General features: G+C 57.5%; 17 protein-coding genes. 9 read left to right on the forward strand and 8 right to left on the reverse strand.

Going from position 1 to position 23,240, the window contains the following annotated elements; translation table 11 throughout:
* Window positions 1-86 precede the first annotated feature (86 nt).
* The 8 genes from rpoD to hisH all read right to left on the reverse strand — a co-directional run bounded on the left by rpoD (window position 87) and on the right by hisH (window position 7,860).
* Window positions 87-1,895: an RNA polymerase sigma factor RpoD gene (rpoD, locus tag NSJP_RS15815; protein ID WP_080887821.1), complete on the reverse strand. Its 1,809-nt coding sequence runs from the start codon at window positions 1,893-1,895 to the stop codon at window positions 87-89.
* Window positions 1,896-1,897: 2 nt separating this feature from the next.
* A complete protein-coding gene (gene dnaG, locus NSJP_RS15820) occupies window positions 1,898-3,703 on the reverse strand; it encodes a DNA primase (protein WP_172834393.1) in 1,806 nt (601 codons plus the stop codon).
* A 204-nt stretch (window positions 3,704-3,907) separates the two neighbouring features.
* On the reverse strand, window positions 3,908-4,252 hold the full coding sequence (locus NSJP_RS15825) for a histidine triad nucleotide-binding protein (protein WP_080887823.1): 345 nt from the start codon (window positions 4,250-4,252) through the stop codon (window positions 3,908-3,910).
* Window positions 4,245-4,934, reverse strand: a complete 690-nt coding sequence (hisIE, locus tag NSJP_RS15830; protein ID WP_080887824.1) for a bifunctional phosphoribosyl-AMP cyclohydrolase/phosphoribosyl-ATP diphosphatase HisIE — start codon at window positions 4,932-4,934, stop codon at window positions 4,245-4,247. Before hisIE ends, NSJP_RS15825 begins: the two co-directional genes overlap by 8 nt.
* A complete protein-coding gene (gene hisF / locus NSJP_RS15835; RefSeq protein ID WP_080887825.1) occupies window positions 4,934-5,719 on the reverse strand; it encodes an imidazole glycerol phosphate synthase subunit HisF in 786 nt (261 codons plus the stop codon). Before hisF ends, hisIE begins: the two co-directional genes overlap by 1 nt.
* A gap of 42 nt (window positions 5,720-5,761) precedes the next feature.
* A complete protein-coding gene (gene hisA / locus NSJP_RS15840) occupies window positions 5,762-6,502 on the reverse strand; it encodes a 1-(5-phosphoribosyl)-5-[(5-phosphoribosylamino)methylideneamino]imidazole-4-carboxamide isomerase (protein ID WP_080887826.1) in 741 nt (246 codons plus the stop codon).
* Between the two features lie 3 nt (window positions 6,503-6,505).
* On the reverse strand, window positions 6,506-7,222 hold the full coding sequence (locus tag NSJP_RS15845) for a hypothetical protein (protein ID WP_080887827.1): 717 nt from the start codon (window positions 7,220-7,222) through the stop codon (window positions 6,506-6,508).
* A gap of 29 nt (window positions 7,223-7,251) precedes the next feature.
* Entirely contained in the window at window positions 7,252-7,860 is a 609-nt protein-coding gene (gene hisH, locus NSJP_RS15850; protein WP_080887828.1) for an imidazole glycerol phosphate synthase subunit HisH, read from the reverse strand.
* A gap of 200 nt (window positions 7,861-8,060) precedes the next feature.
* Between hisH and NSJP_RS15855 the strand changes: the two genes are divergently transcribed.
* From NSJP_RS15855 to NSJP_RS15895, 9 genes are all read left to right on the forward strand, one after another.
* Window positions 8,061-8,945 carry an OmpA family protein gene (locus tag NSJP_RS15855; RefSeq protein WP_080887829.1) on the forward strand — a complete coding sequence of 295 codons (885 nt, stop codon included), beginning with the start codon at window positions 8,061-8,063 and terminating at the stop codon, window positions 8,943-8,945.
* Window positions 8,942-10,267 carry a hypothetical protein gene (locus tag NSJP_RS15860; RefSeq protein ID WP_080887830.1) on the forward strand — a complete coding sequence of 442 codons (1,326 nt, stop codon included), beginning with the start codon at window positions 8,942-8,944 and terminating at the stop codon, window positions 10,265-10,267. The genes NSJP_RS15855 and NSJP_RS15860 overlap by 4 nt, the downstream gene beginning before the upstream one ends.
* A 170-nt stretch (window positions 10,268-10,437) precedes the next feature.
* Window positions 10,438-12,777, forward strand: coding sequence for a putative Ig domain-containing protein (locus NSJP_RS15865; RefSeq protein ID WP_172834394.1), 2,340 nt, complete (start codon window positions 10,438-10,440; stop codon window positions 12,775-12,777).
* Window positions 12,778-12,971: 194 nt separating this feature from the next.
* Window positions 12,972-15,050 carry a putative Ig domain-containing protein gene (locus tag NSJP_RS15870; RefSeq protein WP_231989408.1) on the forward strand — a complete coding sequence of 693 codons (2,079 nt, stop codon included), beginning with the start codon at window positions 12,972-12,974 and terminating at the stop codon, window positions 15,048-15,050.
* Window positions 15,051-15,254: 204 nt separating this feature from the next.
* Window positions 15,255-16,490 carry a putative Ig domain-containing protein gene (locus NSJP_RS15875; protein ID WP_080887833.1) on the forward strand — a complete coding sequence of 412 codons (1,236 nt, stop codon included), beginning with the start codon at window positions 15,255-15,257 and terminating at the stop codon, window positions 16,488-16,490.
* Window positions 16,491-16,667: 177 nt separating this feature from the next.
* On the forward strand, window positions 16,668-17,252 hold the full coding sequence (locus tag NSJP_RS15880; RefSeq protein WP_080887834.1) for a putative Ig domain-containing protein: 585 nt from the start codon (window positions 16,668-16,670) through the stop codon (window positions 17,250-17,252).
* A 152-nt stretch (window positions 17,253-17,404) separates the two neighbouring features.
* The gene (locus tag NSJP_RS15885) at window positions 17,405-18,658 is read left to right on the forward strand and encodes an Ig domain-containing protein (RefSeq protein ID WP_080887835.1); all 1,254 of its coding nucleotides are present in this window, start codon (window positions 17,405-17,407) and stop codon (window positions 18,656-18,658) included.
* Between the two features lie 67 nt (window positions 18,659-18,725).
* Complete coding sequence (gene dnaE, locus NSJP_RS15890; protein WP_080887836.1) at window positions 18,726-22,181, forward strand: DNA polymerase III subunit alpha; 3,456 nt, start codon at window positions 18,726-18,728, stop codon at window positions 22,179-22,181.
* A 64-nt stretch (window positions 22,182-22,245) separates the two neighbouring features.
* On the forward strand, window positions 22,246-23,214 hold the full coding sequence (locus NSJP_RS15895; RefSeq protein WP_080887837.1) for an acetyl-CoA carboxylase carboxyltransferase subunit alpha: 969 nt from the start codon (window positions 22,246-22,248) through the stop codon (window positions 23,212-23,214).
* Window positions 23,215-23,240 lie beyond the last annotated feature (26 nt).

Genomic DNA, 23,240 nt, shown 5'->3' on the forward strand with positions numbered 1-23,240 from the left:
CCTCCGCATAACCCATCAGGACATCTGCCTTGCTCGATTCTAGGCCGCAGCGGAGGCGGAGTCAAATTAATGACGGCGCCATACCTCTACAAACTTTCGACAAAGCTTCGCAACTTCTTACTCCGACTCGGGTGGCGCAATTTCCTCAGGGCCTTGGCCTCGATCTGGCGGATGCGTTCCCTCGTCACCTCAAAATCCTGACCGACCTCCTCGAGGGTGTGGTCCGTCGCTTCGCCGATTCCAAACCGCTTTCTGAGCACCTTCTCCTCTCGCGGCGTCAGCGTTTCCAATGCGCTGTTGATCTGACGTTGAAGATCGTAGCGGATGGCGGCTTCCAATGGGGAAATCGCTTTCTTGTCCTCGATGAAATCGCCCAGGTGGCTGTCCTCCTCCTCCCCGATCGGCGTCTCGAGTGAAATCGGCTCCCGAGCGATCTTCAAGATCTTGCGTACCTTGTCCAACGGCAGATCCATTCGCTCGGCGATTTCCTCCGGGGTCGGTTCTCGTCCGAGCTTTTGCACCAAGTGACGCGACGTGCGGATCAGTTTATTGATGGTCTCGATCATGTGCACCGGAATCCGAATGGTCCGCGCCTGATCGGCAATCGCACGCGTGATTGCCTGCCGGATCCACCACGTGGCGTAGGTGCTGAACTTATACCCGCGCTTGTATTCAAACTTGTCCACCGCTTTCATCAAGCCGATATTGCCTTCCTGGATCAGATCCAGAAATTGCAGCCCGCGATTGGTGTACTTCTTGGCGATGCTGACGACCAGGCGCAGATTGGCTTCAACCAGCTCCGCCTTTCCGCGTTTAACCTTCTCTTCAGCAACGTCGAGGTGCTTGACGGCATCCTTAACCTCTTCACCGGATACAAGCGCTTCCTCCGTTTCCAGTTGACGTATTCTTGCCCGTGCCGCCTGGTAGACTTTTTTGACGTCCTGCAGGACTTCGTCCGATACACCCGTCTTGCGCTTGACCGTCAAGAAATCTTTGCGTTCTCGACAAAGCTTCCGCAGCAATTCCGCGCCGGGCTCACCACCCACGCCCAAACGCCGTTGACAGCTGACGATTTCCCGCTCGGCCGTGCGGATCTGAATGGCCATCTCACGGACGCGCTGGACCATGCGATCTTTGAGCACTCCGTGCAGATTGACGGCCTCCATCTTGTCGACGACCTGTTCACGAATGGCATCGATCTGTTTCTTGAATTTCTTCAGCTTGGCGGCATCCTTGGCCACCTGCCTTGCCTTCTCGTAGAGGCCCTTCAATGAGGTCGACACCTTACGGACGGCGTTCAAACCGTCCAGCGTCTTGACCCGCAACTCTTCATAATCCTTTTCTACCTCTTCTTCCTCGAAATCCTCTTCCGTTTCGACGATCGGCACGATTTCGCGGACGTCGATCTTGCCCGTCTTCAACTGTTCACGGAGGGAGAGGATGAATTCGATGGTCATAGGCATGCCATAGATGACAAAGGCGATGTCCCGCTTGCCCTCCTCGATCCTCTTTGCGATTTCGATCTCCCCTTCGCGACTCAGGAGCGCGACGCTGCCCATCTCCTTTAGGTAGAGGCGCACCGGATCGTCCGTCCGGCTCAGGGCGCCTGGCGTCAAATCGATTTCCTTCTCGTTCTCTTCGCCTCCGTCGCCTTCCTCGACCTCATCGCTCCCTTCCTCGCGATCTCGGCCTTTGGCCTGGCGCTCGCTTCCCTCCGGAGCGTCGACGATTTCGATGTCCATTTCTCCGAACATCGTCATGATGCTGCCGAACTGCTCCGATGACACGACCTCAGCCGGCAGCGTGCTGTTCAGCTCGTCATAGGTTAAGAATCCCTTTTCCTTTCCAATGGAAATGAGTTTCTTGACTTCTACGAGCAATTCTTGTTTCGCCATGCTTACTCCTTGACCAATGACAGAACAGGCGGCTGTCCGGCTTTCCGCAACCGCAGTTCGTTGACTTGCACATTGAGTGCCCGCGCCTCTTCCGTTCGTCCGTCGCGCTCCGCGACCTTGAGCCGTGCGATCAACTCCCGCAATGCTGATTCCGCATGTTTTCGATCGAGCCGATCCAGACAATCCTGCAGGTGGGCGCGCACGTCGTCAAAGTGCTGCTCCAACATGGATAGCTCCGTCGCCAGCGGACCACACTCGGGGTCCTCGACGACCGTGTCCAGCAGATGCCGCAATCCCACCCGGCCATCTTGACCGACATGCGTCAAGGCGCGCTCGACCAACGTTCGGCAGGCCGATACCGTAAATGTTTCCGGTCGGAGTCGTCTCACATCAAGGGGGGACAGCTGCCCCTGCAGAAGCAAATATACGACGTCGCGTTCTTCAGGGGCGCCCCTCCAGAGGGATGAAGGGCGCACCTGCGTTTTGTCGCTGGACGGCCGCCGTTTGTCCTGCGATGCCAATGCAGGATATCGGTCGATCAAGTGCTGTTGATTGATGCCAAGGCGCTCGGCCACGATTCTCATGCGTTCTTGACGCTCGATCGGATGTTCGCTTTTTTGTAAAATGCGCAGAACCTCGTCGACGCTGCGGATACGTCCTTCCACCGTACCGCCCTCTGCGGACTGCAGGCTGTGTTCCAGCGCAAAATCCAAAAGACTCGGAGCTCGTTCCTCCAGCCGTGCGAATGCCTCCGGACCAGACGATCTGACGAACGTGTCCGGGTCGTCGCCTACGGGAAGCGAAACGACTTTGACGCCGAGCCCGCTGTTCACGAAGAGATCGAGTCCTCGAAGAGCGGCACGGACACCTGCCGGATCGGGATCGAAGAGCAACACGACGTTCGACGCGAACCGACGCAACACGTGAATGTGATCGATCGTCAGAGCGGTTCCCAACGTGGCCACGGTGTGGGTCAATCCCGCCTGATGCAATGCGATCGCATCAAAATACCCTTCGACCACGATGACCGTTTTTGTCCGGGTGATGGCCTCACGCGCCAGGTCCAAAGCAAACAGCGTGTGCCCCTTCTTGAACAAGGGGGTATCGGGTGAATTCAAATATTTTGGAACTCCATCGCCAAGAACCCGGCCCCCGAATCCCACAATGCGTTTGCGAAGATCGGAAATCGTGAACATCACGCGTGCACGGAATCGGTCGTAAAAGCCCGACCCGTTGTCTCGAGCGATGATCAATCCGGCGGCGGCAAGTTCGGCTTGTTGGAATCCTTCCTTGGTCAGAGCCTTGAGCAGGCCATCCCATTCCCCCGGTGCCACGCCGATCCCAAAACGATCGATTGTGGGTTGTTCAATTCCTCGCGTGCGAAGATATTGGCGGGTCTCCGCACCTAAACGATCATCGCGAAGATTCCGCCGAAACCACTCGGCGGCGCTTCTGTTCAGTACCTCGAGTCGCCCGTTTTGAGCTTGGGAAGGTCCCGGAAGGTCGGTGTCCGGAATGTCGATACCCACCTTGTGCCCGAGGTCCCGAACCACCTCCGGGAAGCTTGCGCCTGTGATGCGGGTCAAAAAGGTGAAGACGTTGCCGCCGGCTCCGCAGCCGAAGCAATGAAAAATTTGCCTGGAGGAACTGACAGTGAAGGAGGGAGTCTTTTCTTGATGAAAGGGACACAGCCCTTTCAAATTCTGACCGCCTCTGACCAAGCTCACGTGCTGCCCGACAATCTCCGTGATGTCGACCCGGTCCCTGATTTGATTGATGATGTCTTCAGAAATCAGGCCTCGGCCCACGGGAGTCGCGGCTCCAGTTTCCCGCCTCAAGCCGGCGGGTCGTTCGAACGTAAGTGATCGAAAAAATTGACCGGTTACCCTAACAGACAGGAAGGAAATCTGTCAATGTCCGAGGACGGCAGTGAGGAGATCCCTCCAGATCCCTTTCGTCCCCCAGCATTATCATTAATAGTGATGTCCCGTGAGCCGGCGGTGAACAGGTGATCAACCGGGTGGCCAAGTCATGCGTCGTCCGCCCATCACATGAAAATGAAGATGCGGCACGGTCTGACCGCCGTCCTTTCCAGCATTGGTAACGAGCCGGAATCCCGCTGCCGTCAACCCTTTGAGGCCCGCGACCTGATTGCAACTTACCAAGAGCCGTCCGAGTAATGCCTCATCCTTCGCGTCGAGGACATGAACCGAATCAACATGCCGCTTTGGAATCACCAGCGTATGAACGGGAGCCTGAGGATTGATATCGTCGAAGGCCAAGGTATGATCGTCCTCATAGACCACCGCCGTCGGGATTTTCTTGTCGACGATCTTGCAAAAAAGACAATCACCCATGTTCTGCCCCTCCTGAATTCGCCGTTCTGAGCCCCGGCTTGCCGAAACGCCTCCCCAATTCTGCCAAAATCTCCTGCAGCGTGATGTCGTGATACCCGAGAACCATCAGCGCATGAAAGAAGAGATCCGCCGTCTCGTAAATAATCTCCTCTTTCTTCCCCCCTTTGGCCGCAAGGAGTACCTCGCCCGCCTCCTCCGCGACTTTTTTCAAAATCTTGTCCTGTCCTCCTTCAAACAGCTTCGACGTGTAGGAACCTGCTTGTGGATGGGCCCGACGCTCCTTGATGGTCCGTAATACCGCGTCCAAAATTCCGCCGGACGCCTCCGTCGTTCTTGCCTCTTGAGGACGCCCCTGCGAATCAAGCCTGGAAAAAAAACAGGCGCGCTCTCCTGTGTGGCACGTCGGCCCTACCTGTTCTGCTTTGACCAAAATCGTATCCCGATCACAATCGATAAACAAATCCTTCACGATCAGTTTGTGCCCGGAGGTTTCACCTTTTTCCCACAGTGACCGTCGGGAACGGCTCCAGAAATGGACCGATCTTGTCGCAATCGTCTTCCCAATCGCCTCCTGATTCATATAGCCCAACATGAGCACCGTTCCGTCCAGCCAATCCTGGATGACGGCGGGGAGCAATCCCTGCTCATCCAACTTCAAGCCCGTCATTGAATTACTGTCCATCACCGTCCGTCTTCCTCTCCCGAAACGATCCGTACGGAAACGCCCCGCTCTCGCAAAAACGCCTTGGCTTGAGGGATCGTGAACGTGCGAAAGTGAAAGATCGACGCGGCCAGCACTGCATCGGCTTTGCCGCTGACGAACCCCTGATACAGATGTTCCAGCGTCCCGACGCCGCCGGACGCGATGACGGGAATCGACACGGTCCCGGAAACCGCGGCGGTCAATCCCAGGTCATATCCGCTTTGCCGTCCATCCTGATCCATGCTGGTCAACAGAATTTCCCCGGCTCCGTAGTCTTCCATCCGCTTGGCCCATTCGACGGCGTCGAGCGCCGTGGCGTTTCGACCACCGTGCGTAAAGACTCCCCAACGAGTGCCGTCAGGATCGTGTTTCGCATCGATCGCCACGACGATGCATTGCGTACCGAACCGTTGGGCGGCCTCCTTCACGAACTCCGGCCGTTGAACTGCGGCCGTGTTGATGCTGACCTTGTCTGCACCCGCATTCAACAACGCCCGAATGTCTTCGATCGTCCGCACGCCGCCTCCGACCGTCACCGGCATGAAGACGCGCGCGGCCGTGCGCTCCACGACGTCGAAGATCGTCTTTCGGTTCTCGTGCGAGGCCGTGATATCGAGAAAACAGAGTTCATCAGCCCCTTCACGATCGTAAGCGGTGGCGACTTCAACCGGATCGCCGGCATCGCGAAGAGCGACGAAACTGACGCCCTTGACGACGCGCCCATCCTTGACGTCCAGACATGGAATGATGCGCTTGGTCAACATGCCGCCTCGGCCATTTTTCAAAAACCCGTCATGCCGGGCATGTCAGCGTCGATCTTGGCCGTTCGTGGCCGTTGCGGCGATGGCGGCACGAAGATCCAGCTTGCCATCATAGAGAGCTTTCCCGACGATCGCTCCCTCAATACGTGGCCCAAGGGTTTGGACCGCCCGAAGATCCTCGAGTTTGCTGATACCGCCTGACGCAATGACGGGAAAGGAGGACCGATCAACCACTTCCTGAAGTGCTCGAATATTGGGCCCGGCCAACATGCCATCGCGGGCGATATCCGTATAGATCACGGCGCCGATTTCGCAGCCCGACACCTCTTTGAGCACGTCAACGGCCAGGCGATCGGAAACGGCCGTCCATCCTTTGATGGCCACTTTCCCGTCTCGCGCATCGAGACCGAGAAGGATGCGCCGGGGGAACTCCTTGCACGCCTGCTCGAGGAAGGCACGGTCTGTCAGCGCAGCGGTGCCAAGTACGACGCGCGATACGCCGGCCTTCAAATATCGACGCACGGTCTGAATATTCCGAATGCCGCCGCCCACTTGTACCCTGACATCCACATGTCGCATCACCTGCTCGATCTGCGGAAGATTCCTCGGCTCTCCATCCACGGCACCGTTCAAATCGACGACGTGGATGACCTCCGCCCCCTGTTCCTGCCATCGACGGGCAACGGTAGGAATATCTTCCGAATAAACCGTCTCGGCCGCCATATCGCCTTGGCGCAAACGGACACAGCGTCCGTCCTTTAGATCGATGGCTGGAATGACGATCATGTCCTAGTCCCCCGTCGATCCGAACGGAAACACCTTCATGAGTTCCTCCACCCCGTAACGTGTCAGCTCATCAACGGTCACAAACCCCCAGCCATGATGGATGAAACCGGAGAAATCTTCCGTCATCGGCTTTTGACGTTCAAAGTAATTCCCCGCCCACAGCACATGTCCGTCCGCCGCGACCGCCTTGATCTCGAAGCCGACCGACGCCGGAGGATTCGCGCCAAGCCGGCTGCCTACCCGCTCTTGATACACGGACACCTGCCCCACTACTGCGGCGTCCGCGCCGACCTTTTTGGCCGCATCCGCGGCAGCCTGCTCCGGCAGAACCTGCGGCAGATCGCCTGCCTGATGCGTCGACGTTTTGGAGCCGGAGCTTGGGGCCGGCGAGAGAATCGTCACGCCCTTCAAATTCCGCAACCTGACCCAAAATAATTGCGTGATCTTGTCGGCCGCATAGGCCGGCACCACCATCGTTTGGTGTAATTGCGGTTCCGCGCTCATGGGAACACCGACCGAAATGTCGGAAGCTTGAGCGCCCCGCGGCGTCGACATGTATCGATTGCCCGCATCCCTGATCTGTGGCGTGTTCAGCGTTTCGAATGGAAGCAGCACCAGCGTGCGGACCTGATATCGCGGCAGACTGCCCGACTTCTGCGTCGTCACCTTGGCCCCGCTGCAGGCCGACCCGATCACAAGCGCCACCGCCGCAACCACCATCAGTATCCATGACCGACCGCAAACCCGCGTCACAGCCAACCCCCGAAATTCCTCATCAAACGCAACCCGACGGATTGGCTCTTCTCCGGGTGAAACTGGCATGCCACCACATTGTCTCGCCAGATGCTCGACGCAAAAGAGATCCCATATGTCGTCGTCGTTGCGATGATCGACGGATCCACCGGTTCGACAAAATATGAATGGACAAAATACCAATCGGCCCCGTCCCCAACTCCATCGAACAGGGGACAATCGGTCCGAAGAGTGACCTGGTTCCATCCCATGTGCGGAACTTTGACGGCCGGGCCGGCGGCAAACCGCCTCACTCTGCCGGGAATGATGCCAAGCCCTTCATGCCGGCCGAACTCTTCGCTCTCCGTGAACAGTAATTGCAGTCCCAGGCAGATCCCGAGAAAAGGCTTTCCCGACTGAACGCTCTTTCGAATGCTCTGCACAAGACCGTACCGTTCGAGGTTCGCCATGCAATCCCCGAACGCGCCGACACCGGGTAAAACGACCCGGCTGGCGTCGTCGATCACCCTGGTATTGCGTGTGACCACAGCCCGGTGTCCGACAGCCTCGAAAGCCTTGGAGACACTGCGAAGATTACCCATGCCATAGTCGATGATGGCAATCATGATTTCAGCCTCACCGCAATAGTCGACTCGTCAGCCGCAAAGGGTCTGTACCATACCGCAATCGTCCCGATCGTGCCACTCCCATACCCTTGGGCTTGCGTCGGTCCTTGCCTGCCTCGAACCCAATCCTAAGGCTGACTTGCCCCCTCATTGTATGGTACTGTCCGGTTTCATGTAAGGGACAAGGAAGCACTATCATCATGATCCGCGCAGCGATTCTCGGCGCAGGTGGGATTGCGCTCCTACTGCTGGCCGTAGTGTGTATCCCTCGCCATTTTCCACAGAATCCCGCGCCGCCGATGATTCCCGCCAGTTTTCACGCGAGAATCGAAAATGGGACGCTGACGCTCCGCGGCACACTTCCCACTACGTCCAGCTTGGGAAGAATCCTCCAGGGTGCGCATGCCCGATACGACGCCGCTCATGTTCAGATCGTTGATCAATTGACCGTGGACAGCAAGGTGTCGTCCGCGCGTTGGATCGATCCCTTACCCTCGGTGCTTCCCGTTCTCCAGCAGATGAACGGACGCGGCTCCATGATCATCGATGGTCGATCTCTGGTCATGAGCGGAAAGGTAGCGAGCGAACAGGCGAAGGCCAGCGTCCTGCGGGCTATTGCCCCGATCACCGCAACAGGCCTCGAATTGGAGGATCACATTCTAGCGGCCGCGGCACCTTCCGCACCCCCGGGTCCCGCTCGGCCGCCGCGAGCTTCGCTTCAATCGCGTCTGAACGCCGTCCTCTCTCACAACCGGATTGAATTTGAATCCAACCAAGCGAGCCTGACCGCCACCGGACGGGCGACGTTGGATGTCCTCGTGCCCATCCTGCGTGACGCACCGCCGCAAGCCGAAATCGAGATCGCGGGACACACCGACGGGTACGGCGCACCTGACTATAATTTGACCCTCAGCCGCCGTCGCGCCGAGGCTGTCCGCGACTATTTTGTGAAGCATGGACTGACGCAACACTTCACGCCCGTCGGATACGGCTCGACCAAACCTCACTCCAATGAGCGCACACAAGCCGCGCTCAAGAAGAACAGACGAATTGAACTGCAGGTGAAAGGGAACGGTGACGCATGATGACGCTCATCGGCCAGATCGCAGGATGCCTGATTATCGCGGCCGGAATCGGCGGCCTTGTCGGATGGTTCTTGCGTCAGCATTCCGTCCGTTCGCTCGATCAGCAGATCTACGATCTCATGACCGCCTTGCGGGTCAAGGAGCAAGCCGTGACCGCAGCCCAACTGGAACTCAAATCCAGGACCTCGACCATGCAAGGCTATGAGGGAAAACTCGCCGCAACCGAGGTCCTCTTGCAAACCGCCCAGGAGGAGGCCGCCGCACACAGCGAACGGATCAAACAGGTACAGGCCGAGTCATCCGCCGCGATTCAACGCGTCGCCTCCCTGGAATCCGACCTGGCCTCGTCTCTTCAGCGCTCCGTCGACAGTGAAAAGATGGTCCTCGCCTTCGAACAGGAAGCGCGTCAGGCCAATGCGGCCCGCACTGCGGCGCAACAGGCCTTGAGTGTTAAGGATGAGGAATTGTCCGAATTGCAGAACCGAGTGGCCGAACTGCAAGGTCTTTCGGCTGAGGCAGATCAGCTGCGGTCTCATGTGGCGGAGATCGAACCCGCTCAAGGCCGTCTCCATTGGCTGGAGGTACAGCTGAGCGAAAAAGAAAGCCACCTCCGAACGGCATCCCATGACGCCGAAGAACAACGCGCCGCCGCGGCCCAACGCGGGAGCGAACTGGACGTCTTGAAGAAACAGCTCGAAGAACAGTCTCAACTGCTGCGCGATTGGGAATCCAGACACGATAAGACTCTGCGGCAGCGTGCAACGGATGCGAAACTGATCGAGACACATCGTGAGACGATCGAGGAGCTGCAGTCCACCCTGGCGGAACGCGAACGGAGCGCGGAGACACAAGCCGAGAAAATTGCGGCACTCCAGCGGCAATTCGACGAACTGAGTCTGCTCTATACCACCCTGACCGAATCCCAAACAAAAGGAAAGCAAGACGACGCCGATCGATCCGGCACACGCAAGCGTCAAGCCGAAATGCGTGCGCCCCGGAAGGTGAAAGGACCATCGGAATCCATTGGGCGGCAACCGCTTCCCGCTGAGAATGACCAACTCACGTTGGAAGTCTCCTCGGGAGTGCAAGCGACCGAATCACGGAAGGACGATCTGACGAGAATTCGGGGCATCGATCCTGCCCTTGAGCAAGCTCTGAATAAATTGGGTACTCACAGCTTTATCCAGATTGCACGATGGACGAGCACTGATATGTCTCGTGTCGCCAAGCAACTCGCCACCCCATTGGATCAATCCAAGAGGCGCAATTGGATCGCCGACGCCAAAAAGCAACATCGTGAGAAGTATGGCGAACATCTCTGACCGGCCTGCTACTCGGCACATCAAACCCTTGCGAAATGTCCGTCAGCACTAGGAAATCCATCAAAATCGTGGGATTTCCCTTACATCTGTAGGGGTAGACCGCCTACGAACCTTCCCGTAATATTACGTCCATGTCATCTAGCTTACCTTCACGAATGAGGCAGATCTCAATGTCAGCATTCCAAGCATTTTCCGATCTTCGAACGATCACGTTTCTTTTTCTCGCCCTCATCTTCAGCTTAAATGGTTGCAATGACGTGTCAGAGGCACCGGCTCCACCTCCGGGGCCTGCCGCATTAGAAATTGCCTCGGGTTCCCCACTTCCCAATGGCAGCACGGGGATCCGCTATAGCACGACCTTGGCCGCTTCAGGCGGAAATCCTGCTTATTCATGGAGCTTAGCTGCTGGCTCACCTGCATTGCCCAATGGTCTCAGTTTGAGTCCGACTGGTGTAATCAGCGGCACTCCGACGACAATCCAAACCGTCACACCAAAATTCCAGGTGGTGGATTCTTCAGCGCCAACCCAGCAAATTGCGCAGAAATCTCTCACGATTTCGATCAATGCAGTGCCACAACCTACTATAAGTGCACCAGCCGTCCTCCCAAATGGCATCGTTGGACACGCGTATCCGCAGACACAATTGACGGCTTCAGGAGGAACTCCCCCCTATACCGGATGGACAGTGAACCCCGCATTGCCGGGCGGACTTGTTTTTAATACCTCCACGGGAACGATCAGCGGCACCCCAACAGCAACGAACAATCAATCGCATACTTTTACCGTCACGGACTCTTTTTCTCCGACTCCTCAGGATGGGTCGAGACAATACACATTGACGATCAGTCCAGCTCCACTGCCTTTAACGATCACCACGAACTCTCCGCTTTCGAATGGCACGGTGACCGTGGCATATGGCCCAGTGCAACTGGCAGCAACAGGCGGTACCCCACCGTTAACATGGAGTATCGCCAGTGGCTCTTTGCCTCCGGGTCTTCAATTGAATCAGAACACAGGCACGATTTCCGGCACCCCAACAACAGCTGGAACCTCTACTGCCACTATCCGGGTACAGGATGCGGGATCACCGCAGCAATCAGCTCAGAAGCCATTCTCGATCACGGTAGGCCTTCCAGGTCCACCGATTATCACTACGACATCGCTTCCCAACGGGACGTTCAACAATACGTACAATCAAACATTGCAAGTTACGGGAGGAGTATCTCCTCGAACATGGGGCGTTACCTCAGGATCTCTGCCTCCTGGCCTCGGCCTGAATGCATCCACGGGTGTGATTTCTGGCACAGCAACGCAAACAGGCACTTTTAGTTTTACGGTGCAAGTCACTGACGTCATTCCCCAGTCTGATTCCCAATCCTTATCCATTACGATCACCGCTCCGGCCCCTCCGCAAATCACCACGTCGTCGCTCCCGAACGGCACAGTGACCCAAACGTATCCAAGTACGACCTTGCAAGCGTCCGGTGGTACTGCGCCTCTGGTATGGGACCAAGTGGTTCAACCAGCCCTTCCGAACGGATTATCGTGGAGTGCAGCAACGCATACCATTACTGGCTCACCTCTGAATGGAAGCCAGGGCACGACCTCACATACGTTTTCCGTAAGAGATTCGACAAATCCATCTCAGACAGCGACCAGGACGTTGTCGATTACAATCAATCTTCCCTCGCCGCCCAACATCACGACAACCTCGGCTTCACTCCTGCCAAATGGAGTGGTAACGAATGCGTACAGTCGTACCATCCAAGCCAGCGGCGGAACTGGATCATTGAAATGGAGCATACAATCAGGTTCGCTCCCCACCGGCCTGAATCCGATTAACGAGTCGACGGGCGTGATTTCTGGCACTCCGTCCGCCCCAGGAACCTTCAATTTTACCGTGAGAGTGACGGACACTTTGAATCAGACTGATGACCAACCTCTTTCAATTGTGATTGGTCTCCCGGCCCCGCCCAACATCACAACGGCATCCCTGCCGAACGGCACCATGCTATCCGCTTATAATCAAACCGTGCAGGCAACCGGGGGAACCGGCGCCATCACGTGGAGCATTAGCACCGGTTCATTACCCACCGGATTGAACCCCATTAATCCCGCGACCGGTCTGATTTCCGGCACGCCACTGTTGGCTGGCACTTCAAATTTCACGGTCCGAGCCACCGATACATTGAATCAATTTGATGACCAACCCCTTTCGATCACCATTGATCTTCCTGCGCCGCCCAATATCACCACCACTTCGCTCCAGAATGGGATAGCCGGTCAGATATACAGTCAGCAGGTGCAAGCTCACGGAGGGATCGGAAATTTGACCTGGAGCATCAGCGCGGGAGCTCTACCGCCAGGTCTCGATATTGACCAAACGACGGGGGTCATCTCCGGTACACCGACCGACCCGGGAGTTGGACCCTTTAGCTTCACAGTACAAGTCACCGACACGGTTCCACAATCCGATACCCAGGCCCTGTCTATCACAATTAACCCCTGACCAATCTCCGTTCTACAGAAGTCACCTAATTCCTAGAACTTGGGAAAGGGCGAAGACATCACTTCGCGCCCGTCTTTTTTACGTCGGATATCGTGCGTCAACGACGACCTAGGGGTTTCTCTAGGTGCCTTAGGCATTCCCCTAGGGTACCGTCACGTCCATCCTGTACGTCCTCATCCACTGGAGTTGGGTTTGTGGGGCAACGAACCCGCCATATATTCCATCATCGAACTGATTCACCCCTCAGTACGTTGTTCTCGCTAGTTTTCTTTCTCTGCGTACTGACCTCGTGCAACGACGTATCCACAGCACCTGCTCCTCCGCCGGAGCCTGGCGCGCTCGCGATTGCATCGGACTCTCCGCTTCCCAGCGGCAGCCTCGGCGTCACCTACAGCACGACTTTGGCCGCTTCAGGTGGAAATCCCGGGTATGCATGGAGCCTCGCGGGGGGGTCACCATCACTACCCAGCGGGCTTGCCTTGAGTTCAACCGGAGTGATCAGCGGTAGGCCGACAACCATCCAGACGGTGACTCCCAAATTCAGAGTGGTGGACAGCACGACTCCAGCGGCCCAGGCAGCGGAAAAAGCCCTGAGTATTTCGATCAATGCGGTACCGCAGCCGACAGTGTCCTCCCCGGCTACGCTAGCCAACGGTATCGTGAATCAGCCATATCCCCTGACGACCTTGACCGCCACCGGCGGCACACCGCCCTATACCAAATGGTCGGTCAGTCCCGGATTGCCGAACGGCTTCGGCTTCAATGCTACCACAGGGACGATCAGCGGCACCCCGACAACCGCAAGCAACACGACGCATACGTTCACCGTCACCGACTCATTTTCGCCGACGCCTCAAGACGGATCACGACAATACACACTGATCATTACTCCGGCCCCGTTGCCCTTGACGATCACCACGACGTCCCTACGATCCGGAACACAACTCCAGACGTACAGCGATAATGTGGTGGCGGCGGGAGGTACCGCACCCTTGGCGTGGACTGTCGTGAGCGGGGCACTGCCCCCCGGGCTGCAACTGAACCAGAGCAACGGAGCGATTTCAGGCACACCGACGACTTTTGGAACGTTCACACCGACATTCCGAGTGCAAGACAGCGGCACTCCACAGCAATCGGCGCAAAAACAACTCAGCATAACCGTCAACCAACCGGCTCCGCTCAGTATCACGACCGGATCCCTCAGCAACGGCGTGCTGGGTCAACCCTATGATCAGACCCTTCAGGCCACGGGCGGTTCCGGAACCAGAACGTGGAGCTTTCAAGGCGGTAACATTCCCAATTTGAGCATCAGTTCCTCGACGGGCAGGATCACGGGAACTCCGACGCCGACGGGTAACTTTACATTTACGGTCCAGGTCGTCGATGCGCTGTTTATCGCGACAAAACAATTCACGATAGCCGTAACCCCGCCGCCGCCCCCAAGTATCATCGCTCCCACGGCCCTTTCAATCGGCACCGTCAATGTGCCCTATCCCAGTACGACTCTTCAGAGCAGTGGAGGCGCGCCTCCCTTGTCTTTCCAGCCGGTAGGTATGCCGTTTGGCCTATCATTCGATCCAACCACGGCGACGATCAGCGGAACTCCGACAAGCCCCGGCGCAACGGACGTCACGTTTACAGTTCATGACTCCACCATCCCCTTCAACCAAACCGGGAGCAGGTCGTATACTCTACGAGTCAATTCGGCCCTCACGATCAATAGCGATGACTCCACGTCGCCGCTTCCCGTCGGCACGACCAGTCGCCCCTATACCACCTCTCTCACGGCATCGGGAGGAACAGGACCGTCGACGTACTCCTGGTCCATAACCGGTGGGGGTCCCACGCCGGCTCCGGGGTTATCACTCGGCACAAACGGTACGATCAGCGGTCAACCGACGACGACTGGATCTTTTGCTCGAACATACCGTGTGCGGGACGGAAATGGAGTGACCGCCACAAAAACTCTCACGGTAAAGATCAGCACTGCACTGACGATCGAATCCGATGACGTGACCAAGCCTCTCGCCGTCGCCATCGAGACCAATATCTATGCGACAACGTTGTCCGCCTCTGGCGGAGTGCCTCCATACAGATGGGCGGTGAGTCCCACGTTGCCGCCCGGGCTCTCGCTGGAGCCAATTGCCGGTGTCATTGCAGGCATACCCGAACAGGGCACGGCCGTAACTCCACCCGCCAAATTCATCTTTACGGTGACGGATTCACTCGACCAATCGTCCCAAAAGACACTCACATTGATCATCGTTCGTTAGACCTCCGGCATCTGTGCTCCACATGCTGATCGGCATTGGCGTATCGTGTCGCAAGTGAGGCCCGGGGTTTCTCCAGGTATTCAAGGAAAGACCACCGGGGTAACGCGATCTCTGGCCATTCCTATTTTACCGACTAACTTTCCAGCTTGATCTGGATCCCGTAATCAGACTATGAATATGAGTTTGATCTAAGAAGGAGTTTGTATGACTGCGCTTATAGCCTCCGCACCGCGGCCCTCATTCCGACTACTCCAGCGGTCCCTCAGACTTGTTCTAGGAGTGCTGTCGCTGTCAGTCATGGCCGGCTGTAACGATGTATCGGAAGCCCCGGCTCCGGATCCGGGCCCCGGCGCCCTAACCATTGTTACCGCTTCGCTCCCGGACGCCACCGTCAGACAACCCTACTCCATCACAATAGGCGGCTCGGGCGGCATCACCCCCTATTCATGGGGCGTGACTCCTCCGTTGCCGGCCAATCTCTCGTTCAATGGAGCCAGCGGTGCGATCAGCGGCATGCCGGCCGCACAAGGTACAAGTTCACATACCTTTACGCTTCAAGACTCTTCGGTGCCTCCCCAAACGACCCAGAAGACCCTTTCATTGAAGATCAATCAGGCCCTGGTTCCACCGGCGATCACCACGCTGTCGTTGCCGGCCGGAACCGTGAACGCGCCCTATCCGCAGACGACACTCAATGCGACCGGAGGAGTTCCTCCCTTGGTCTGGCAGCCGGTCGGCATGCCCTTCGGATTGACATTCGACGCGGCCAGCCACTCCATTAGTGGAGTGCCCACCAGCAGCGGTACAGCAAACGTCACCTTTACGGTGAACGATTCCGCAGTCCCTTTCAATCAAACCGCAAGCGGGACACTCTCCATCACCGTCAATGTGGCCTTGAAGATCGACACGACTTCGCTCCCGGAAGGTTCGGTCAATCAAGGTTACGGACCGGTTCAACTGAACGCCTCGGGGGGCGGACAACCCTATTCTTGGACCATCGTCGGAGGAGCGCCGCCGGCTCCGGGCCTCACCCTCAGCTCGGGCGGCGTAATCACCGGTCAACCGACGACCAAGGGAGCATTCACCAATACCTATCGCGTGCAGGACAACAATGGAGCGGCCGTGACGCAGTCGCTGACCATTACTGTGGCCGAATTGATCATCGACACCACCGGACTGCCGACCGGGCGGGTTGGCGTGGCATATGGACCGGTGGCGCTGACTGCATCGGGCGGCACGCCACCTTATGTCTGGTCATCTTCAGTCGTCCCGGTCCTGCCATCTGGATTGCTGTTCGATCCCAATTCAGGAACAGTCAGTGGGGCTCCACTGGTTCCACAAATTAATGGAAGCCACACATTTTCCGTGCGCGATGCCGCCAATCGTACGGCGACGAAAGCGCTTGGACTAACCATCTTGGACTCGTTGACGTCGAGATAGGCAAAACAGAAAGGAGTCGTTCATTCCACTATGAGATCTGTGCGAGCCAACCACTTGAAATATTGGCCGGTTGGTGCGCATAACCTATCCGTGCACGATCGCGCATACAGGATATCCAGGTTGGGCATCGCGCTAGCGGCGACCGCTGCCTTCTGTAGTCTTCTCGGCTGTAACGACATGTCCAAGGCTCCACCGCCTGATCCGGTCCCCGGAGAACTTGCCATCGCGACCACATTTCTTCCCGATGGCGACGTGGGGGAACCTTACGTGGCTGCAGTAGGAGGATCCGGAGGCATTACACCGTATAAGTGGTCGGTATCTCCGGCGCTTCCCCCGAGTCTCACGTTCGACCAGACGAGCGGTTCAATCAGCGGAACGCCGACGACGGCTGCCACTACCACTCACACCTTTACGCTCCAAGATTCTTCCAATCCCGCCGACACCGTGCAGAAATCGCTCTCCCTTACCGTCGAACCTCCCCTGTTGGTCAACACCACGTCTCTTCCGGTCGGACGAGTGAACGTGCCGTATCCGGTTACCACATTAACCGCGGTGGGAGGCTTGCCTCCCCTAGTCTGGCAGCCGGTGGCCATGCCCTTCGGACTGACCTTCGATCCGGCTTCCCACAGCATTCTCGGAACGCCACTGACGAGTGGGACAACGAGCGTGACTTTTACGGTCCGCGATTCAAGTTCGCCGTTCAACAAGACAGCTTCCGCTACGCTCGGCTTGACGATTGCCCCCTCATTGACCAGCCGGTAGACCGTCGCATATGACTGCTCGCCTCGGTTGAGTCGCCTCTCCCTTCCTATACCTTTGTAGGGGAGACCCCATCCCGATCCATCCCGTAAGATGCACTCCTCAGAAAGGCATGGGGTCCTAACCCCGCCACTCCAGCATTGCGCTGAGAGACGATGGTTTTTTACTTGCTGGGTATCACCGTGCCATTGACCGATCGGCCGCACAAGATTCACATTACGCCCCCCGCGCGAACTGCAAGGGGCTTATGGGCGCCCTTCCTGTCCGTGGTCTGCCTGTCAGGACTGATCGGCTGCAATGACGTCTCCAAAGCTCCTGACCCGGCCCCCGGTCCCGGCGCATTGGCCATCGTGTCGCTTTCTCTGCCCGACGGCGTCGTCAATCAACCCTATGCGACCACTGTGGGTGGATCCGGCGGAATCACTCCCTATCAATGGTCGGTAAGTCCCCTCCTCCCCCGCAGTCTGACCCTCGATCCTTCGACAGGAGCAATCAGCGGCACACCTGAGATCGTCGGGACAACGAGCCATACCTTCGCCCTGCACGACGCGTCCAATCCGGCACAGTCGACGCAAGTCACTCTCTCTTTGACCATCAACGCAGCGCCGGCAGTACTGGCCATTACCACCACGTCACTCCCGAGCGGTACAGTCGGCCAACAGTACAGCAGGACGATCCAGGCCACGGGTGGAACCGCCCCGCTGTCCTGGAGTATTGTGGCGGGCGCTCTGCCTCAAAATGTGGCGTTCAATTCCCAGACAGGACTTGTGTCCGGCACGCCGACCGCCGTCGGTACATCCAACTTCACGGTGCGCGTCGTGGATACGACCGGACAAGCCGACACGCAATCCCTGTCGATCCTGATCAACCCATCGGCACCGCCCAACATCACCACGGCTTCGGCCCTACCGGGAGGCACGGTCGGCTTGCCTTACAGTCAAACCCTGGCCGCTTCCGGTGGAACCGGCACCCTGGTCTGGAGCCGGACGGTCGGATCACTCCCGGCGAATTTGGCACTCAATCCCGCCGGGATCATCTCAGGTACTCCGACCAATACCGGCACCTCCACCTTCACGGTGAGGGTAACTGACGCCCTATCACAGTCCGATTCCCAACAGTTCTCACTGACCGTGAGTGCCGCGCTGACAATAACCACCACTTCACTTGATAATGGCCGCGTCCGACGATCCTATGATGAGACATTGCGGAGTTCGGGAGGAACGGCTCCGTTTACCTGGACCGTGTCGCCGCCGCTTCCGGCCGGGCTTGTTCTGAACGCGGCCACCGGAAACATCTCTGGAACCCCTTCTTCCACCAGCAATGTGGTCTACGATTTCACCGTCCGGGACTCCACGACACCGACGAATCAGACCTTTACCAAATCCATCCGCCTCAGAGTCACCAACTAATCGAGCGCTTCTATCGATACCCGAGATCGGGTTTGACATCGACTGCTCCCGCTCATAGAATCCGCGCATGTCGTTCGTGCACCTCCATCTCCATACACAATTCAGTCTTCTCGACGGGGCCAACCAAATCGGTCCTCTCGTGCAACAAATTAAATCGTTCGGCCAACCGGCCGTTGCCATGACCGACCATGGCAATATGTTCGGAGCGATCGAATTTTATCGAAAAGCGAAAGAGGCTGGAGTCAAACCGATCATCGGATGCGAAGCCTACATGGCCCCGGGCAGCCGGCTCAACAAGGACGGAAGCCAACTGGCCCACAACGACTACTATCATCTCATTCTCTTGGCTCGGAACCTGACGGGCTATCAAAACCTGATCAAGCTTGTCAGTAAAGCATATCTTGAGGGGTTCTATTATAAGCCTCGGATGGACAAGGAGATTCTTAAGCAGCACCACGAGGGAATCATTGCCCTTTCAGGCTGTCTCAGCGGAGAGATTCCGTACCTGATCGGCCAGAAGAATATGGCTGAAGCCATGGCGGTGGCCGGTGAATTTCAAGAGATCTTCGGCCGTGATCACTTCTACTTGGAAGTGCAGGCGAACGGACTCGACCACCAGCGCATTGCCAATGCGGGCCTGATTGAGATTCACAAAAAACTGAATATCCCGCTGGCCGGCACCAACGACTGCCACTACCTCAAGAAAGAGGACTCCCGGCCGCACGATCTGATGCTCTGCCTTCAGACCGGCAAGACCATCAGTGATCCGAATCGTATGAAGTTCGACACGGACGAACTCTACGTGAAGTCCACCGAGGAGATCGCTCCCGCGTTTGCGGAATTTCCGGGAGCCGTCGCAAACACCTGCCGCATCGCCGACCACTGCGAACTGGAATTAGCCCTCAACAAAACCTATCTCCCGCAGTATACCGCTCCCGACGGGTATACCCGCGAATCCTATGTCGAACACCTCGCGACGGAGGGGCTCAATATTCGGTTGAACGATCGGCCGAGCCCTATCGCCCGAGCGCTCTATGAACAACGGCTGCGGGAGGAGCTCACCGTCATCTGCTCGATGGGGTTTGCCGGTTATTTCCTCATCGTCTGGGACATCATCCGGTTTGCCAGATCCCGCGGCATTCCCGTCGGACCTGGCCGCGGCTCTGCGGCCGGAAGTTTGGTGGCCTATGCCCTGCGGATTACGGATCTCGACCCCTTGGTCTATAGCCTACTGTTCGAGCGATTCTTGAATCCCGAGCGCGTCTCGCTTCCTGATATCGACATGGACTTCTGTATGGACCGCCGCGGTGAAGTGATCAATTATGTCGTCGAGAAATACGGATCCGACCATGTGGCGCAAATCATCACGTTCGGCACACTCGGGGCCAAGGCTGCCATCCGGGACGTGGGCCGGGTACTGGAAATGCCCTATGCCGACGCGGACAAAGTGGCCAAACTGGTTCCCAACCAGCTCAATGTGACCTTGCAGCAGGCCCTCGACACCGAACCGCGACTCCGCGAGTTGGTCGAAACTGATCCCAGAGTCAAGGAACTGATGTCGGTCGCCCAATCGCTCGAAGGCCTCGCGCGGCACGCGTCGACCCATGCGGCGGGAGTCGTAATTTCCGAAGGCCCATTGACCGACCATGTGCCGCTTTACAAGGGTGCCAACGACGAAATCGTCACCCAATATTCCATGGGAGACGTGGAAAAAATCGGCCTGGTCAAATTCGACTTCCTCGGCCTCAAGACATTGACCATGATCCGTCGGGCCGAAACTTTGATCAACGGGAGTCGTCCGGATCGTGCGCCGCTCGTGGTGGACCGACTGCCGTTCGACGATGCCGAGACCTTCGCGCTGCTCTCGTCGGGCAAGACCACCGGCATCTTCCAATTGGAAAGCTCCGGCATGCGGGATCTCTTGACGGGGTTCAAGCCTGACCGATTCGAGGACATCATCGCGATCATCGCGCTCTATCGACCCGGCCCGATGGATCTGATTCCGGACTTCATCAAGCGCAAACAGGGCAAGGTGCCGATTACCTATGAAACGCCGGAACTCGAGCCGATCCTCAAGGACACCTACGGCGTCATCGTCTATCAGGAACAGGTCATGGCGATCGCCAATAAGGTCGCCGGCTTTTCACTGGGACAAGCCGACATTCTTCGCCGGGCCATGGGCAAGAAGAAGCCCGAGGAAATGGAGAAACTTCGGGTCAAGTTTCTGGAGGGTGCCAAGCAGAACAGGATCTCGGAAAAGAAAGCCGAGAAGCTGTACGAGTTGATTCAGAAGTTTGCCGGATATGGCTTCAACAAATCGCATGCGGCCGCCTATGCCGTCGTCTGTTATCAAACGGGATATCTGAAGGCCCACTATCCGACCGAATTCATGGCGGCACTCATGACCAGCGACATGGGCAATCAGGACAAGATCGTGGGGTATTTCACGGAATGCCGGGATCTCGACATCAAAGTCCTGGGTCCCGACGTCAACGAGAGCCAGAAGGACTTTGCGGTGGCCGACGGAGCCATCCGCTTCGGGCTCGCCGCCATCAAGAACGTGGGGGAAGGAGCCGTCGAATCCGTTCTGGCAATCCGGGACGAGAGCGGCCCGTTCGCGTCGTTCTTTGACTTTTGTCGGCGGGTCGACCTGAGAAAAGTAAACAAGCGGATGCTGGAAGGGCTGATCAAGACCGGCGCGTTCGATTCGACCGGAGCGAAACGCGCGCAACTCGTCGCGGTGCTGGACCGGGCGGTCGAAGACGGCGCGGCGGCCCAGCAGGAGAGAGAACTGGGCCAAACGAACATATTCGGAGCGGAATTCCAACCCCAAGGCCAGCCGGCTCATTCAGCCAACCCCATATTGCCTTCGGTTCCCGAATGGGATCAGACAACGAGGTTGAAGTACGAGCGGGAACTCACAGGCTTCTACATTACCGCACATCCGCTCGCCCGCTATGAGGCCACGATCGGCGCCCTCGCGACCACGACGACAACGGGACTCACGGAACTGTCGGACGGCAAAGAAGTCAAGCTCTGCGGCATCATCGCCACCGTCAAATCCATGCTGACCAAGAAAGGTGATCGCATGGCTTATCTGTCGTTGGAAGACCTGCAAGGAACGGTCGAGGTCATCGCATTCCCCGACCTCTTCAAATCAGCGGGCGACTTGATCGCGCCGGAACGTCTGGTCCGAATCACCGGCACCATCGACCGAGGCGACAAAGGCACGAAGATCCGCGGTAGTCATATTGAACCCCTGGCCGAGGTCCAGACTCAAACGGTGAAGCGCGTACGCATCAGGCTGACCGACCGTCCGGATACCCAGGACCAACTGCCTCGATTGCTGGAGGTCTTCAAGCGCCACCCTGGAGGCGCCACCATATCACTGACGTTCCGGACTGAGGAATCCCTAGAAGCCGATACAGGCCCCCTTCCCAACCTTACCGTCACCGCCAGCGAACACTTCGTGGCGGAGGTCGAAGAAGTGCTAGGCAAAGGGGCCCTATCTTTGGTATCGTAACATCCGACGAGCAGGCCCGGGGGGATCGCCCTCCTGGCGAATATCCACAACCTCTTATCCGTTTATGCGCGACTATCTAGAATTTGAGAAGCCCCTCCGCGAAATTGAAGAAAAAATCGAAAAATTGGTGACGTCCGGCAGCACCAAAGCCAGTCACCAGGAAGAAATCCGCAAGTTGCGGATGAAATTGGCCCAGGTCGAGCATGACCTCTATAACGGCCTGACCCCCTGGCAACGCACGCAGTTAGCCCGACATCCGCAACGTCCCAGCACCCTCGACTATATCAATGAAATTTTTCGAGACTTTCTGGAGTTCCACGGAGACCGGTCGTTCGGCGACGATCGCGCCATCGTCGGAGGGTTCGCCCGGTTCAACGATCGCTCCGTGATGGTTATCGGCCACCAAAAAGGCAAGACCCTCAAGGAACGGATGCAGCGGAATTTCGGTATGCCGAATCCGGAGGGGTACAGGAAGGCCTTGCGCCTCATGAAGATGGCCGAGAAATTCAACCGCCCGATCGTCACCTTTATCGACACTCCCGGCGCCTACCCCGGAATCGGCGCGGAGGAACGAGGCCAAGCCGAGGCGATCGCCAGAAATCTCCTGGTCATGTCGAGACTGAGCGTCCCCATCGTTTCCATTGTCATCGGCGAAGGCGGCAGCGGAGGCGCACTGGCTTTGGGCGTGTCGGACCGGGTTCTCATGCTGGAGCATGGCGTCTATTCGGTGATTTCCCCCGAGGGCTGCGCGGCTATCCTCTGGGATGATCCGGCCAAAGTGCCGGATGCGGCCTTCGCATTGAAGATGACAGCCCAGGATCTTCAGGGTCTCGGGATCGTCGACGACATCATACCGGAGCCCATCGGCGGGGCCCACCGAGAGCCAAGAGCAGTCACGGACCGGGTCGCCAAAACTCTGACCAACTACCTGTTCCCGCTCACCGAGTGCTCGATTGCCCAACTGCTGGCTGAACGCGAGCAGAAGTACCGGCGCATCGGGGCGGTCAACGGGCTCGAAGCCAAACCTTCATAAGTTCTTCCTCTTCGTCCACTCTCCGG

The sequence above is a fragment of the Nitrospira japonica genome (genome assembly GCF_900169565.1).
Taxonomy (GTDB): domain Bacteria; phylum Nitrospirota; class Nitrospiria; order Nitrospirales; family Nitrospiraceae; genus Nitrospira_C; species Nitrospira_C japonica_A.